At 70.7% G+C, this 15,597-nt stretch carries 14 protein-coding genes and 1 pseudogene; 8 read left to right on the top strand and 7 right to left on the bottom strand.

The annotated features are described in order from the left end of the window. The 5 genes from AC5YDV_RS10940 to AC5YDV_RS10920 form a co-directional block, all read right to left on the bottom strand. Positions 1-471, bottom strand: coding sequence for a hypothetical protein (locus tag AC5YDV_RS10940; protein WP_496192490.1), 471 nt, complete (start codon positions 469-471; stop codon positions 1-3). Beyond that, positions 468-1,859 carry an acyl-CoA carboxylase subunit beta gene (locus tag AC5YDV_RS10935; RefSeq protein WP_496192489.1) on the bottom strand — a complete coding sequence of 464 codons (1,392 nt, stop codon included), beginning with the start codon at positions 1,857-1,859 and terminating at the stop codon, positions 468-470. The genes AC5YDV_RS10940 and AC5YDV_RS10935 overlap by 4 nt, the downstream gene beginning before the upstream one ends. 286 nt (positions 1,860-2,145) lie before the next feature. Next, positions 2,146-2,640 (bottom strand): DUF456 domain-containing protein, encoded by a 495-nt coding sequence (locus tag AC5YDV_RS10930; protein ID WP_496182845.1) that lies wholly within the window; start codon positions 2,638-2,640, stop codon positions 2,146-2,148. A 151-nt stretch (positions 2,641-2,791) separates the two neighbouring features. Next, on the bottom strand, positions 2,792-4,393 hold the full coding sequence (locus AC5YDV_RS10925; protein ID WP_496182846.1) for an ABC-F family ATP-binding cassette domain-containing protein: 1,602 nt from the start codon (positions 4,391-4,393) through the stop codon (positions 2,792-2,794). A 33-nt stretch (positions 4,394-4,426) separates the two neighbouring features. After that, a complete protein-coding gene (locus AC5YDV_RS10920; RefSeq protein ID WP_496182847.1) occupies positions 4,427-5,653 on the bottom strand; it encodes a M20 metallopeptidase family protein in 1,227 nt (408 codons plus the stop codon). 157 nt (positions 5,654-5,810) lie between these two features. Between AC5YDV_RS10920 and AC5YDV_RS10915 the strand changes: the two are divergent. Together AC5YDV_RS10915 and AC5YDV_RS10910 are read left to right on the top strand one after the other, a co-directional pair. Continuing rightward, a pseudogene (locus AC5YDV_RS10915) lies at positions 5,811-6,851 on the top strand (AI-2E family transporter); the annotation flags it as partial. A gap of 193 nt (positions 6,852-7,044) precedes the next feature. Next, the gene (locus tag AC5YDV_RS10910) at positions 7,045-7,755 is read left to right on the top strand and encodes an AfsR/SARP family transcriptional regulator (protein ID WP_496182848.1); all 711 of its coding nucleotides are present in this window, start codon (positions 7,045-7,047) and stop codon (positions 7,753-7,755) included. A gap of 24 nt (positions 7,756-7,779) precedes the next feature. Here the strand turns inward: AC5YDV_RS10910 and AC5YDV_RS10905 are convergent, their stop codons facing one another. Beyond that, positions 7,780-8,178, bottom strand: a complete 399-nt coding sequence (locus AC5YDV_RS10905; protein WP_496182849.1) for a hypothetical protein — start codon at positions 8,176-8,178, stop codon at positions 7,780-7,782. A gap of 171 nt (positions 8,179-8,349) precedes the next feature. Here AC5YDV_RS10905 and AC5YDV_RS10900 point away from each other — a divergent pair, with 171 nt between their 5' ends. The 6 genes from AC5YDV_RS10900 (at position 8,350) to AC5YDV_RS10875 (ending at position 14,916) form a co-directional block, all read left to right on the top strand. Next, positions 8,350-9,867, top strand: a complete 1,518-nt coding sequence (locus AC5YDV_RS10900) for a phage tail sheath family protein (protein ID WP_496182850.1) — start codon at positions 8,350-8,352, stop codon at positions 9,865-9,867. 13 nt (positions 9,868-9,880) lie between these two features. Next, a complete protein-coding gene (locus tag AC5YDV_RS10895) occupies positions 9,881-10,402 on the top strand; it encodes a phage tail protein (protein WP_496182851.1) in 522 nt (173 codons plus the stop codon). Between the two features lie 80 nt (positions 10,403-10,482). Further along, positions 10,483-11,175, top strand: a complete 693-nt coding sequence (locus AC5YDV_RS10890; protein ID WP_496182852.1) for a hypothetical protein — start codon at positions 10,483-10,485, stop codon at positions 11,173-11,175. Further along, positions 11,172-12,032: a hypothetical protein gene (locus AC5YDV_RS10885; RefSeq protein WP_496182853.1), complete on the top strand. Its 861-nt coding sequence runs from the start codon at positions 11,172-11,174 to the stop codon at positions 12,030-12,032. Before AC5YDV_RS10890 ends, AC5YDV_RS10885 begins: the two co-directional genes overlap by 4 nt. Then, positions 12,029-13,276, top strand: a complete 1,248-nt coding sequence (locus AC5YDV_RS10880) for a Pvc16 family protein (protein ID WP_496182854.1) — start codon at positions 12,029-12,031, stop codon at positions 13,274-13,276. The genes AC5YDV_RS10885 and AC5YDV_RS10880 overlap by 4 nt, the downstream gene beginning before the upstream one ends. Next, on the top strand, positions 13,276-14,916 hold the full coding sequence (locus AC5YDV_RS10875; protein ID WP_496182855.1) for an ATP-binding protein: 1,641 nt from the start codon (positions 13,276-13,278) through the stop codon (positions 14,914-14,916). Before AC5YDV_RS10880 ends, AC5YDV_RS10875 begins: the two co-directional genes overlap by 1 nt. A gap of 58 nt (positions 14,917-14,974) precedes the next feature. Here the strand turns inward: AC5YDV_RS10875 and AC5YDV_RS10870 are convergent, their stop codons facing one another. Then, positions 14,975-15,586: a HEAT repeat domain-containing protein gene (locus tag AC5YDV_RS10870; RefSeq protein WP_496182856.1), complete on the bottom strand. Its 612-nt coding sequence runs from the start codon at positions 15,584-15,586 to the stop codon at positions 14,975-14,977. Positions 15,587-15,597 lie beyond the last annotated feature (11 nt).

Genomic DNA, 15,597 nt, shown 5'->3' with positions numbered 1-15,597 from the left:
TCAAGCTGCTTCCCACGCGGCGAGCGCCTCGGCGATCGCATGAGTCGCCTGGCCGACCTGCCGTCGGATCGTACGGTGGCTCACAGCCCAACGGCTCGCCACCGGCGCGGTCACCTCAGGTGCGGTCAGGCCACCCAGCGCACGATTCCGCAAGGAGGCCAGCTGGGTGTCCCAGGCCTGGTCCATCACGTCTTCCACGATGAGCCGCTGCCGCCGGTCGATCACCCCACCCTGCTCGGCCTCCTGCAGCAAGCCCAGCAGTTCCACCTCCGCATTGGCACGCGCGTCCGCAGACGTGTCGGGCAGGGTGCCCAGCACGGTCGGGTCGACCGCGACCAGATCCTGCTCGAGTCCCAGCTGGCGTGCCACGTGTCGGCGCAGGTCCCGCGCGATGGCCTTGCCGACGCTGCCTGAGCGGGTCTGCCACCGGTAGGTGCGAACCTCGATGAACAGTTGCCCAGCGACGATCACATCGATCTCTGGATCGCATACCTGGTATCCTCGGCCTTCGGGTCGTCCGCGGCCTCGATGGCGCGGCGGTTCAACAGCCGGGCGGCCCCCTCGGCGCCCATGACGGCGATCTGGGCGGACGGCCACGCGAACGCGACGTCGTTGTTCATCTGCTTCGAGCTCAGCGCGACGTACGAGCCGCCGTACGCCTTGCGGGTCACGAGCGAGATCTTCGGCACGGTCGCCTGGCAGTAGGCGTAGATGATCTTGGCGCCGTGGCGGATGACGCCGTTGTACTCCTGCTCGACGCCGGGCAGGTAGCCCGGGCAGTCCACGAAGGTGATGAGCGGGATGTTGAACTGGTCGCACAGCGTGATGTGGCGGGCGATCTTGTCCGAGGCGTTGATGTCGAGGCAACCCGACATCACCTGCGGGTTGTTCGCGATGTAGCCCACGGAGAACCCGTCGAGACGGGCGAACCCGACCAGGGCGTTGGCCGCCCAGTCGTTGTGCAGCGGGAACATCGAGTCGCGGTCGAAGACGCGGGCCAGCAGCGCGTTCATGTCGCACGGCAGGTTGTCGTCGTCCGGGATGAGCGTGTTGAGCGCCTCGTCCATGCGGTCGGCGGGGTCGTACGGTTCCAGCGGCGCCGGATCCTCGGTGTTGTTCTGGGGCAGGTAGCTGAGGAGCTGCTTGGTCTTGCGCAGCGCGTCCGCCTCGTCTGCGGCGAGCACCTGGGCGACGCCGGACGTGGCGTTGTGCACCCACGCACCGCCGAGTTCCTCGGCGCTGACGTCCTCGCCGGTGACGGTCTTGATGATGTCCGGGCCGGTGAGGAACATGTTGGACGTCTGGTCGACCATGATCGTGATGTCGGTCAACGCGGGGCTGTAGACCGCCCCGCCCGCGCAGGGCCCCATGATCAGGGAGAGTTGCGGCACGACGCCGGACGCCTTGACGTTGCGCACGAACACCTCGCCGTACGCGGCCAGGGAGCGGACGCCCTCCTGCACGCGGGCGCCACCGGAGTCGTTGAGCCCGATCACCGGGATGCCGGCCTCGATGGCCAGGTCGAGGATCCGGGAGATCTTGTTGGACTGCACCTCGGAGAACGACCCGCCGAGGACCGTGAAGTCCTGCGCGTAGACGGCCACGCGTCGACCCTGGATCTTGCCGAAGCCGGTGATGATGCCGTCACCGGGATAGCGGTGCTTGTCCATCCCGAAATCGGAGTTGTGGTGGGTGGCCAGGGCTCCGAGTTCCTGGAAGGAGGCCTCGTCGAGCAGGATGGAGAGCCGCTCGCGCGCCGTGAGCTTGCCCTTGGCGTGCTGGGTCTCGATGCGCTTGGCCCCACCACCCTCGAGCGCCTGCTGCCTCTTCTCGCGCAACGTCGCCAAGTGGTCTGTCATCGGTACAACCTCGTCCTCAGTGGGGGTTCGCCCATAACGGCTACTACGAAACGTAGCAACCACTGTGAGGGAACGTGTGGCCGGGACTAAAAGGTCAAGGAGTGGTCATTGGCCGTCCAACCTGTGGACGCTTCCGCGGCAACCCGCGGCAACACCTTCTGCGCCGAGGGCTCGGGTTCGGGCCGCCGAGGGCTCGGGTTGGCTGCGCCGAGGGCTCGGGTTCGAGACGCCGAGGGCTCGGGTTCGGGACGCCGAGGGCTCGGGTTCGGGACGCCGAGGGCTCCCGTCAGCCCAGGAAGTGCGTGAAGATCCCCACCAGCAACACGGTCGCGGCCACGAGCGCGCAGCCAAGTTCGACGAGCATGCCCAGTCCCACGGACTTCAGTGCCGTCCACGATGTCGACGCCGCCTTGCGCAGGTCACGGACGCGCAGGTACTCGGACGCCAGCAACCCAACGATGAAGCCGATCGGTAGCCCCAGGAACGGGATCACGAACAGCCCGATCACGCCGGCCACCAAGCCGATGACGACAGACCGATTGGGGATCTCACGTTCCTTGAGTCGCCGTCCGGTGATCAGGTACTGCGCGCTCGACCCGACCGCCACGAAGACCGCGCCGATGCCGAAGACCAACCACCCGTAGGCCGATCCGCCCCAAATAGCCCAGACAAGCAGGCCGGCCAGAATGCTCACGCTTCCCGGCAGCACTGGAACGACGATTCCGCACACACCGATGACGACCAGGACGACGGAAAGGGCGGCGATCAGTTCACTGGGCACGCGGACAGGGTAACTGGTCGGCGGAGCAGGCCCTCGGCGCACCGAACCCGAGCCCTCGGCGTCCCGAACCCGAGCCCTCGGCGCACCGAACCCGAGCCCTCGGCGCAGCCAACCCGAGCCCTCGGCGTCCCGAACCCGAGCCCTCGGCGGGTCAGGCGAGGGTGATCAACTCGGCGTACTCGGGGTTCCAGAGGTCCTCGTCGCCGTCCGGCAACAGCAGCACCCGATCGGGCTGCAGGGCCTCCACGGCGCCCGGGTCGTGGGTGACCAGGATCGTGGCGCCGGCGTACGTCCGGATCGCCTCCAGCACCTCGCGCCGCGACGCCGGATCGAGGTTGTTCGTGGGCTCGTCCAGCAGCAGCACATTGGCGGACGAGACCACCAGCATCGCCAACGCGAGACGCGTCTTCTCACCACCTGACAGCACCCGGGCGGGCTTCTCCACGTCGTCCCCGCTGAACAGGAACGAGCCGAGGATCTTCCGCACCGACGTGTCGTCCAGGTTCGGCGACGCGGACACCATGTTCTCCAGCACCGACCGCGAGCCGTCGATGGTCTCGTGCTCCTGCGCGTAGTAGCCCAGCTTCAGACCGTGCCCGGGGACGACCTCACCGGTGTCCGGGGTCTCGATCCCGGCCAGGATCCGCAGCAGCGTCGTCTTGCCCGCGCCGTTGAATCCGAGCACCACGACGTTCGCCCCGCGGTCGATGGCGAGGTCGACGCCGGTGAACACCTCCAGCGACCCGTAGTGCTTGCTCAAGTCGGACGCCGTGAGTGGCACTCGGCCGCACGGCGCCGGCTCGGGGAACCGGATCTTCGCGACCCGATCCTGCGCGCGCTCCCCCTCCGTCGCGGCGAGCATCTTCTCGGCGCGCTTGGCCATGTTCTGGGCGGCGGTGGCCTTGGTGGCCTTCGCACCCAGCTTCGCGGCCTGTTCGAGCAGCCGGGCGGCCTTCTTCTCGGCGTTGGCGCGCTCGCGCTTGCGGCGCTTCTCGTCCGTCTCGCGCTGGACGAGGTACTTCTTCCAGTCGAGGTTGTAGAGGTCCATCTCGGAGCGCATCGCGTCCAGGTGGAAGACCTTGTTGACCACGGCGTCCAGCAGGCCGGTGTCGTGGGAGATCACGAGGATGCCGCCGGGGTAGGTCGCGAGGTAGCTGCGCAGCCAGACGATGGAGTCGTGGTCCAGGTGGTTGGTCGGCTCGTCCAACAGCAGGATGTCCGCCCCGGAGAACAGGATGCGCGCCAGTTCGACGCGACGCCGCTGACCACCCGACAGCGTGGCGATCTCCTGGGTCAGGACGCGATCCGGCAGGCCGAGGTTCGCGCAGATCCGGGCGGCCTCGGACTCCGCGGCGTAGCCGCCCGCGGCGTCCAGTTCGGCCTCGGCGCGCGCGTAGCGGCGTAGCGCGTCCTCCTGCTCCTCGTCTGTCGCGGCGTCCGCGATGGCATGCGTGTACGTCGCGATTCGGGACAGGATGGAGTCGAGCCCGCGCGCCGACAGGATCCGGTCGCGGGCGGACTGGGTGAGGTCGCCGACCTTGGCGTCCTGCGGCAGGTAGCCGATGAGGCCCGTGCGGCTGACGGAACCGCCGGCGGGTTGCCCTTCTCCGGCGAGGATCTTGGTCAGCGTGGTCTTGCCGGCACCGTTGCGTCCGACGAGTCCGATGCGGTCGCCGGACGCGATCTGGAAGCTGGTGGGCTCGAGTAGGGTACGGGCGCCCACGGCCACCGTCAGTTCACGCGCGACAATCACGTGGGCTGAGTCTACCTCCGGCCAGCAGTACGGCTACCCGGCCAGCTCGACGAGCGCTTCGTGGGCCAGCGTCGCGTAGACGGCCATGGCCTCAGCGATGGGAGCGTCGTCGAACCAGGCCGTCGCGGAGTGGTTGTACGCGCTCGTGGCCGCGTCGTGCCCCTCCGGCACGCCCGAGTAGAAGATGAACGCCCCCGGCACGCGGTCGAGCACGTGGGAGAAGTCCTCGGAGCCGCCGACGGGTTCGGCCAGCACGGAGTACCGCTCCCCCACCAGCGAGCCGAGCACGCGCCCGACGAGGTCCACGGCCTCGGGGTCGTTCACGGTCGGGGGGACGCCGCCGGGCCAGCTGACCTCGGCTCGGCAGCCGTGCGCGGACGCGATGCCCTCGACCAACTCCGTCAGCAGGGTCTGGACGCGCGCCCGCGCCCCCTTCGAGAACGACCGCACGGACATCTCCAGGTGACACCGCTCCGGGATCACGTTGTTCGCGTTGCCCGCGTTCGCGACGCCCACGTTGACGATGACGGGGTCGGACGCCCTGAACTTCTTCGCGATCATCGTCTGGATCGCCAGGATCACCTCGGCCATCACGGGCACCGGGTCGTTGGCCAGGAAGGGCGCCGAGCCGTGCCCACCGCGTCCGATGATGTCGACCACCACCAGGTCGGACGCCGCCATCAGCGTGCCCGGACGCGTGGTCCACATGCCGGGTGCCAGGTTGGCCGACATGACGTGGAGGCCGAACGCGCGGTCGGCACGGCGTCCGGCCGCGTCCAGGACGCCCTCGTCGAGCATCTTGACCGCGCCGGTGAGGACCTCCTCCCCCGGCTGGAACATGAACACGACGTCGCCGGGCAGTTCGTCGGCGTGCGCGTGCAGCAACTTGGCCGCGCCCACCAGCGTCGACGTGTGGAGGTCGTGGCCGCATGCGTGCATGTGGCCCGCTCGCTCGGACGCGAACGGCATGCCTGTCTCCTCCTGCACGGGCAGGGCGTCCATGTCGCCGCGCAGCAGCACGACGGGCCGCTCGCCGGACGCCGCCGCCCCGGACGCCGCCGCTCCGCCTCGCAGCACCGCGGTCACGGACGTGGACGCCCGGCCGAGCGTGATCTCGAGGTCCAGCCCGTCGAGCGCCTCCAGCACGGCCGCCTGCGTGCGCGGGAGGTCGTCGCCGAGCTCGGGCCAGCGGTGGAGCCTGTGGCGCAGTTCGGTGATCTCCGGGGCGAGTGCGGCGGCTTCGGCGAGGTAGTCGGGCATGGCCCCACCCTAGGGCGAGCCACTGACACTCTGGGGGCCCCGCGCTGATGTCGGCGCGAGCCCCTAGGGTGGTCCCATGGAGCAGACGAATCGCCCCCCGGTGATGCCCAGCATCACCGTCATTCTGCTGACCGTGACCGCTGGCATCGTGGTGCTGTTCGGCATGCGCGAGTACGCCGACATCCTCGGTCCCCTGCTGTTGACGACCAACCTCTTCATCGCCGCGTACCCCATCTACACCTGGCTGGTGTCGAAGAAGGTCCCCAAGCTGCTGGCGCAGATCGTCCTGGCGTTGGCCGTCTTCGCGATCCTCGCCCTGTTCGCGTACGCGCTCACGTGGTCGATTACCGCCCTCGTCCAGGAGTTGCCCCGCTACCAGGACCAGTTCTGGAGGCTCTACCACGACACCCTCGAGTGGCTGACCCAGCTCGGCGTCACCGAGCAGGAGGTCATCGACCAGATCCGGGGCGTCAACCCGACCAGCCTCGCCGGGGTCCTGTCCAGCGCGCTGGGCAGTGTCACCAACGTCGTGACGATGCTGACGGTGATCATCGTGATGGTGTTCATGATGGCGTTCGACTCGGAGACGTTCGGCGCGCGCAACAGCGCGCTGCTGCGCCACCAGCCCCGCGTGTGGAACTCGATCGCCGACTTCATCGCGGGCGTCCGTCGCTACTGGCTGGTCACCTCGGCCTTCGGCCTCATCGTGGCCCTGATCGACGTCATCGCGCTGGAGATCCTGGGCGTCCCGCTGGCGCTGGTGTGGGGCATCCTCAGCTTCATCACGAACTACATCCCCAACGTGGGCTTCGTGATCGGCCTCATCCCGCCGGCGATCATGGCGCTGCTGGCCAACGACCCCCTCACCGCCTTGTTGGTGGTGATCATCTACTCGGTGGCGAACTTCATCATCCAGTCGATCATCCAGCCCAAGTTCAACGGGGACGCCGTGGGCGTCACCGCGCTCGTGTCGTTCGTGTCGCTGTTGCTGTGGAGCTCGGTGCTCGGCGCCCTCGGCGCGCTGCTCGCCCTGCCGATGACCCTGCTCGCCAAGGCGGTCCTGATCGACCACGACCCGCAGATGCGGTGGGTCAACGCGTTCATCTCCAACGAACCCCAGTTGGCCGACCCACGGCAGGTCGAACTGGAGTCCCGCGAGACCGAGCAGCGGCAAGCGGACGAAGAGGCGGACGAGTAGCGGTCCCCGCCGAGGGCTCGGGTTCCCAGCGCCGAGGGCTCCGGTTTCCAGCGCCGAGGGCTCCGGTTTCCAGCGCCGAGGGCTCCGCCTCCCATGCCATTCCCGGATTACGATCGCCGCGCTACTCTCGAACATGCCCACCACCCCGGCAAGATCCGTGGGAGCACCGCCCCCCGCCCCCCTGCACCCTGACATGACCGTCCACCTGTTGGGCGGCCCCTGGATCACGATCGACGGCACTCACCGCGAGGTACCCGAGGGAAGCAAGCGGCTGCTCGCCTTCCTCGCCCTGGACCGCCGCCCGCTCGACCGGCACTACGTCGCCGGGACGCTCTGGCCCAACAGCGACGAGAACCGCGCCGGCGGCTGCCTCCGCACCGGCCTGTGGCGCTTGCGCCAAGCGGGCCTCGACGTGGTCCAGGGCTCCAAGGTGTCGCTGTTCCTCACGCCCGAGGTGCGGGTCGACTCGGAGGAGGCGGCCGGCTGGGCCGATCGCGTCCTCGGCGGCATCCCCACCTCCGAGGACCTGAGGCTGGGCAGCACGACGTTCTGCGCGCTCGACCTCCTGCCGGGTTGGTTCGACGACTGGGTGTGGAGTCATCGCGAACGGCTCCGCCAGCGCGTGCTCCACGCGCTGGACCGGGTCGGCCAGATCCTGTGCGCCCGTCGGGAGTTCGCCCAAGCCGTCGAGGTCGCCTCGGCCGCCGTCGGCGCGGAGCCCCTGCGGGAGTCGGCCCAGCGCGTCCTGGTGGACGTCCACCTCGCCGAGGGCAACCTCATGGAGGCACGCCGCGCCTTCGCCCGCTTCGAGCGGCACCTGTGGAACGAACTGCGCGTCCAGCCCAGCCCGGACTTCTACGCGCGGGTCGGGCTCACCCAGGTCTCTCCCGACGCACGGGGCTGACCCATCGACCCGGGCCCGACTCGATCACGAGTCGAGTGCGCACAGAACGTCCACGGTGATCGGGCTGGACCCGGGGTTGGCCAACGTGAGCGACCGAGGCCCGCCGTCCACGAGGGCGGTGAGCACCTGGGCATTCGCCAGCAGGAGAGTGCCGCTGACGGTGAGGACCGGTCCAGCCTCGGCACCGTTGAGCGGTGTGACGGTGACGGTGGCCGGCTGCCCGCCGGACTGGTACGCCTTGACCGCGAGCAGGACGACCGTGCCGGCGTCCGGCAACAGGGGGACCTCGGCGGTGGCCCCCGCCCCTGACCCCGTCAACGGCACGCTGGCCACGGAGTAGCTGTCGGGCTGGATGACGGTGGTGAGGCTGAGCGTCGGACCCGCCTCGACGGCGAGACCGGCGTTGACGGTGACCTTGACCATGGATCCTCCTGGAGGCCGGAGCGCGGCGCACCGGGAGCACGCCGTCCTTCCCAGCGTGCCCCGGGCAGCGTCACTCCACCATCACCACGTGGCCGCAGCCCGCGGCGTCCGGTGACGCCCGGGTGACGGCGCCGCGGGAGGCTGTGACCACCTGCGAGCGACGGAGGCCCCATGTCGATCACTCCGACCTACCCCGGCGTCTACGTGACGGAGGTGCCCTCCGGCAGCCGGACCATGACCGGGGTGGCCACGTCCATCACGGCCTTCGTCGGGCGTGCCCTGCGCGGACCCGTCGACACACCCGTTCGGGTGGCGAGCCTGGCCGACTTCGTCCGCGCCTTCGGCCCCTTGTGGCGCGAGTCGGGGCTGGGCTACGCCGTCCGCGACTTCTACCTCAACGGCGGTGGACCCGCCCTCGTGGTGCGCGTGGCCAAGGACGCCGGCACGGCCGAGTTGGCCCTGGGGGACCTGGTCCTGGAGGCGAACGGGCCAGGTGCGTGGGCCAACGAGATGACGGCCGTCGTGACGCACCCCACCGCCGACGACGCCGCGGACGTGGCCCTGGCCCAGGGCCTGCCGGACGGGGATGGCTTGTTCACCCTCCAACTCACCCTCGAGGACGAGGTCGAGGTCTTCGTCAACGTCTCCACCACGGACGGGCCACGGCGGGTGGACACGGTCCTGGCCTCTTCGCGCCTGGCCCGGGTGAAGGGTGTCGTCCCGGCGGCGCGACCGGCTGCGGCGGCCTTCGCCGTCACCACCGACGGCGGCGACGGCGCCCTCCCGGACGCCGATTCCTACGTCCCCGCGGATGCGGGCAAGCGGGGGATCCGCGCGCTGGACGCCGTCGACCTGTTCAACATCCTGGTCCTGCCACCGGTGACCCCGGCCGGGGACCTGCCCGAGTCGGTGTGGGCGTCCGCGCTCGCCTACGTGAAGGGACGCCGCGCGTTCCTGATCGTCGACCCGCCCGCGGACGCCACCCTCAACGACGTGGCGGGCTGGGTCGGGACCGGGGCGGGCCTCGTCGGCACGGACGCGCGGAACGCGGCGATCTACTTCCCGCGGGTCAGGGCCTCCGACCCGTTGCGAGGGGGCGCCGTCGGCAACTTCGCGGCGTCCGGCGCCATCGCCGGCGTGTACGCCCGCACGGACGCCACCCGCGGCGTCTGGAAGGCGCCCGCCGGGATCGAGGCGGGGTTGGTGGGCGCGCTCGGGCCGTCCATCAGCCTGACCGATGACGAGAACGGGCAGCTCAACCCGGACGGGGTCAATGCGATCCGCTCGTTCCCCGGTGCGGGGACGGTCTCGTGGGGAGCGCGCACCCTGCGCGGATCCGACCGGTTGTCGGACGAGTACAAGTACATCCCCGTTCGGCGGCTTGCGCTGTTCCTCGAGGAGAGCCTGTACCGCGGGACCCAGTGGGTGGTGTTCGAACCCAACGACGAACCGCTGTGGACGCAGATCCGCCTGTCGGTCGGCGCGTTCCTGCAGGACCTGTTCCGCAAGGGCGCCTTCCAGGGCGCCAGCCCCCGCGAGGCGTACTTCGTGCGGTGCAGTTCGGAGACCACCACGCAGTACGACATCGATCGCGGTGTCGTGAACATCGAGGTCGGGTTCGCGCCGCTGAAGCCGGCGGAGTTCGTCCTGATCTCCATCCAGCAGAAGTCCGCGGCAGCGCAGGCGTGAGGAAGGACGACCCATGGCCGAGTTCACCGTCAACGCCCAGCGCTTCGATCCGTACAAGAACTTCAAGTTCCGGGTGAAGTGGGACGGCAAGTACGTCGCCGGCATCAGCAAGGTCAGCGCATTGAAGCGGACGACGGAAGTGGTCAAGCACCGTGCCGGCGGGGATCCCAGTTCGTCCCGCAAGTCGCCGGGACGTTCGGAGTACGAAGCGATCACGCTCGAGCGCGGTGTCACCCATGACCCGGAGTTCGAGCGGTGGGCCAACAAGGTCTGGAACTACGGCGCGGGGGCGGGGGTGGAGGTGTCCCTGAAGGACTTCCGCAAGGACATCATCCTGGAGGTCTTCAACGAGGCCGGCCAGGTCGTGCTCGGCTACAAGGTGTTCCGGTGCTGGGTGTCGGAGTTCCAGGCGCTGCCGGAGCTGGACGCCAACGCGAACGCCGTGGCGATCCAGTCGATCAAGCTGGAGAACGAGGGCTGGGAACGCGACACCGACATCAACGAGCCCACCGAACCCACCTTCACCGAACCCTGACGCCTCCCCCGCCGAGGGCTCGGGTTCGGAGCGCCGAGGGCTCGGGTTGAACAGTGGCAGGAACCTGCGAAGGGACGAACATGACGTGGACAGCTGCCAACATCGTGGCGGCGTGGGAGTCGGCGTCCGGGCTCTCGCCGCCGCGGCGGACGGCCAGGCTGCTGGTCTGGTCAGGCGGACCCGCGGATGAGGCGTCCGCTCTGGAACTGGACATGGCGACCACCGCGTCGCTGCTCTGGGCGTCCTACGCGGACGCCTTCGGCCCGTCGGCCGACATGGTGGTCGCGTGCGTGTCCTGCGGAGCGGCACTCGAGGCGGAGATCGAGCTCCCCCACGGCCCGGCGGTGCGGACGCCGAAGGCGGCGTCGGCCCGCGTAGCGGGATTCGACGTCCGGCTGCCGACGCTGCGCGAGCTCGACCGCGTCCACGGCCGCCCGGACGCCGGCGCACAACTTCGCGCGTGGTGCGTGGTCCCGATGGACCGGCCGCAACCGTCGCCGTCCGTGGAGTGGGCCGCCGTGGACGCCGTCGTGGACGAACTCGCCGGCCCCGCGGCGCTGCACGCGCAGGTGGTCTGCCCCGATTGTGGCGAGCCGTTCGAGGCCGGGTTGGATCCCGGCGCCCTCGTCTGGGACCGCATCCAGCTCGAAGCACCACGCCTGCTCGCCCAGGTGGCCGTGTTGGCGCAGGCGTTCGGATGGTCCGAGTCGGAGATCCTCGGGCTGTCGGATGCCCGCCGCCACGCCTACCTGGACCTGGTCGGTGTCCCATGACCACGTTCGACCGCCTCGCCGCCTTCGGCGACGACTCCCCTGGCCGCTGGCGCCTGCGTCCCGCCCTCTACACGCCGAGGGCTCCGGTCTGGAACGCCGAGGGCTCCGGTCTGGAACGCCGAGGGCTCGTCCCAACCACGTGGGCGCCAGCCCTGCCGGCGAGTGATGTCACTTCTCCGCTCGATCGCGTCAACCCGCCAGACCCCGGCGCCACACCTCGCGCGGCGGTGTCCCTTCACGCGACGGTGCCCGGGCCGCCCACCGAGTCGGCCACCCACGACGCACCCACCTCGACGCGCCTGCTTGTCTCGAGGGGCTCTTCCGAGGACGCCGCCCCCGTCCGGCCGTCCGTCGCCACCAGCCCGCCCGGACGCCGAGCACCAGATCGCGCGCCGATCGCGGACCCCGACCCCGAGCGCCCACAACCCGCGATTCGGGACACTCGGCTCTCCGGCGAGAGGCCCTCGACGCACACAACACAGGCCCTCGACGCACCCCGTCCGATCCCCGCTCGCGCCGCCGCCGACCCGAGCCCTCAGTACGCCCAACCCGAGCCCTCGGCACACCCAACCCGAGCCCTCGGCGCACCCAACCCGAGCCCTCGGCACACGAAACCCGAGCCCTCGGCGCACCCAACCCGAGCCTTCGGCGAAGCGGTGCGGCAGGAGTTGGTACGGCGCGGCGAGGTCCCCGGCACCGAACTCCCCGGCGACCGGGAAATGCATGTGCACATCGACCGGCTCACCGTGCTGCCACCAGCCCCCACGCCACCGACCTCACCCGCGCCCACCTCCGCACAGACCACTCCCACGGCGCTCACCATGTTCCTGCAGGAGAGGGGGCGAGCGTCCCGATGAGCAACACCCTCGCGCTGGCTGCGGTCACCTCGACGATCCGCTACATCCTCGAGCGCGCCCTGGCGACACAGCACCCCGGGCCGGTGGGCGGCGCCTCGGTCCGGACCCTGCGACTCGACCAGCTCAGCACCGGCGACCTGGCCGGTACACCCGGCCTGAACGTGCTGCTCTACCAAGTCACCCCTAACCACGCGGGCAACCTCACCGACCTGCCGACCCGCGACGCCACCGGCGCGATCTCCCGACGCCCGAACGCCGCACTCGACCTGCACTACCTCATCACCGCGTTCGGCGACGAATCCTCCCTGGAGGGGCAACGCCTCATGGCCCGCGCCATCATCGCGCTGGCCACGGCGCCCGTCCTCACCCGAGACGTCATCGTCGCCGCCCGCACCGCCCACCAGGCCCTACCCGAGACGGCGTTCCTGTCCGCGTCCGACCTCGAGGACCAAGCGGAACTGGTCAAGATCTCCCCCGTGCCCCTCTCGCTGGAGGACCACACCCGCCTCTGGGGCCTGTTCCACGACGCCCCGTTCCAGTTGTCGGTCGCCTACCGCGCCACGGTCGTCCTGCTCGAGGCCGACGTGCCCACCCGTGCGCCCAAGCCGGTCCGGACGCCGGCGCTCACGGTCGCCCCGGGGGTCGCCCCGCACCTCACCTCGCTGGACGCCGCCCCCGGCGTCGCTCCGGCCAGCGGCGTCACCCTCACCCTGCGCGGCTCGGGGCTGCTCCGCGGGCCGGCCACGCCGACCACCGTCCACGTCGCCACCGCGACCCTCACCCCGGCGGCGACCTCCACGCCCAGCGAACTCCACGTCACCCTCACGGACGCCGTACCGGCGGGCATCCACGCCGTGCGCGTCACCCACACCCGCCCCTCCCCCGGCGCCGGCGGCCCACCGGACCGCACCTTGGCCAGCTCGAACGCCCTGCCGGTGGTGGTTCACCCGCAGGTCGCCGTCCAGGGGACCACCCCGGGTGACGTCACCTTCGCCCTGCACCCGCCCCTGTTCGCCGGTCAGCGAGCCGTCCTCCGGCTCGACCCGCTCCCGTCGAGCGGTGTCCCGTTGGCGTTCGCCCTCGATCCCGTCCCGCCGGGCGAAACCCCGCAGGTCACCGTCACCGTCCCCCGCTCGCAGGTCCCCGACGGTGCCTGGCTGGTCCGCATCGAGACCGACGGAATCGGCAGCATCCCCGAGCAGACGGGCGGCGAGTACACAGGACCGCGACTGGACCTGGCCTGATGCCTGACCCAGTGGACGTCACGCAGGCGACGCTCGCCGAGCTGACCGCATTGCGCCGCATCGTCCGCGGCGACGCGACACCGGACGCCGGCGCCACGGCCACGCGCGACACCCTCACCGGACTCGACCGGGTCAGCGAGATCGCCGGCCTCAGCGCCTTCGAGCGGTCCGTCCTCCTGCTCGCGGCGGGCCCCGACCTCGTCGGCGCGGTGGCGTCCGAGCTCGCCGAGAGGACCGGTGTCCCGCACCTGACGTTCGGGGCTGCGCTGGCAATGCTCCCGGACGCGCACTGGTCGGCCATCGCCCCGGCGGGCGGGCTGCGTCGCTGGCTGCTGCTCGAGCCCGAGGATCCCACCCGCATCGTCACCAGCCGTCTGCTCGTGGACGAGCGCGTCCTCCACCTGATCGCCGGCTTGGACCTCCCCGACGAACGCGTCGTCCGTGCCTCAGGCGTCCTGCCTGCTCCCGCCTCCCTCCCGTCCGCGTGGGAGCGGGCGGCCACCGACCTCGCCGCGGCGTGGGCGTCCGGCCCGGTGCGGCTCACCGGGGTCGGCCCCGGAGACGCCGCGGGTGTCGCCGCACGCGCGGCCCACCACGCCGGGCGTCCCCTGCGGGACCTCGCCGCGGCCGACCTGGCGCCGCACCCCGACGGCGCGTGGCGGCTCGCCCGGCTGGTCGAACGCGAGGTCCGCCTCGGGACCGCCGCGTTCTGGGTCGACCTCACGGCCTGGAGTGCAGAACTGGCAGCCGGGGCGCAGAGGTCACTGGCCGGGGTCCCGATGGTGGCGTTCATCGGCGGGACGGCCACCCCGTTCGTGGTCCCACCGCCCACCCACGCGGAGTGGGCCGATCTGGTGGCGTCCAGAGCCCGGGCCGGCACCGACCCCTTGACCTGGGACGACCTTGTGCTTCCGGTCCCCCAACTCGACCAGCTGAAGGCGCTGGTCGCGTCCGCCCGCCAGAAGGGAAAGGTCTTGGATGACTGGGGATTCGCGCGCCGGCACCACCGCGGCCTCGGCACCAGCGCCTTGTTCGTCGGCCCCAGCGGGACCGGAAAGACGTTCGCGGCCGACATCGTCGCGTCCGAGCTCGGCCGGGAGCTGATCCGGATCGACCTGAGCCAGGTGGTGAGCAAGTACATCGGCGAGACCGAGAAGAACCTCGCGAAGGTCTTCGACGACGGCGAACAGGGTGGCTCCGTCCTCTTCTTCGACGAGGCCGATGCCCTGTTCGGCAAGCGCACGGAGGTCCGCGACAGCCACGACCGCTATGCCAACATCGAGGTGTCCTACCTGCTGCAGCGGCTCGAGCGCTTCTCGGGGCTCGCGATCCTCGCCTCCAACGCCCGCAGCGCGCTCGACACCGCGTTCGTGCGCCGGCTGACCAGCATCGTCACGTTCCCCCATCCGGACGCCGAGGCTCGCCTCCTGCTGTGGCAGCGCGCGTTCCCGGACGAGATGCCGCGCGGCGACCTCGACCTCGCTGCTCTCGCCAAGGTGGACGCCACGGGCGCGACGATCATGGCCGCGGCGCTGGCCGGCGCCTATCTGGCCGCGGACGCCGACGTCCCCGTCAGCACCGCCCACGTGCTGCGTGCGCTGGACTGGGAACTCGCCAAGTCCGGACGCCCCCGCGGTTGACCCTGCCCTCGCCACAGGAACCGGAGCCCTCGGCGCACGGAACCGGAGCCCTCGGCGCTCAGGACGCGTGGAGTTCGTCCCACTGCAGCTGGGCGATGCGGCGGATCTCGGGGTCGGGGTCGTCCACCGTCCGCTCCAACAGGCCCAGGGCGTCGACCGGCTGCCCGTCCGCCGCGGCCTGCCCCTGCAGGGGCACGAAGAAGAACAACTGCTTGCAGCCACCGACCCGGGCGATGAGGTTCTCCTCCGCCAGGCACGCCTCGATCACACCGAACCCGACCGGGTCGCCGAGCCGAGCCAGGTCGCCCGCCGCGACGGGCGGGCCCAGGTAGGCGTTCACCGGGTCCGACAGCGCGGCCAGCAACGACTTCCTGTACTCATCAGCGCCCAAGCGCACCAGCGCGTACGCCGCCTCGACCTTGACCAGGTCGTCCGCCTCGGCCTCCAGATGCTTCAGGGCCTCCACACCGGATGCCATCCCGAGGCTCCCCAGCGCGTGCGCGGCAGCGCCCCGAAGCACCGGGGAGGACGCCGCGAGGGCACCCACCAACGCTGCCTCGTCGGGGGCGATTCCGTTCGCGGCCAGCAGCGCGAGGGCCTTGAAGTCCTCGTACTCCGCGTACCCCTGCCCGGGCGGCGGCTCCGGTATGTGCAGCACCAATGGGTCCACGTCGTCCTCCT

The sequence above is a fragment of the Propioniciclava sp. LT432 genome (assembly GCF_059515965.1).
This window is presented reverse-complemented; position numbering and strand designations above follow the sequence as displayed.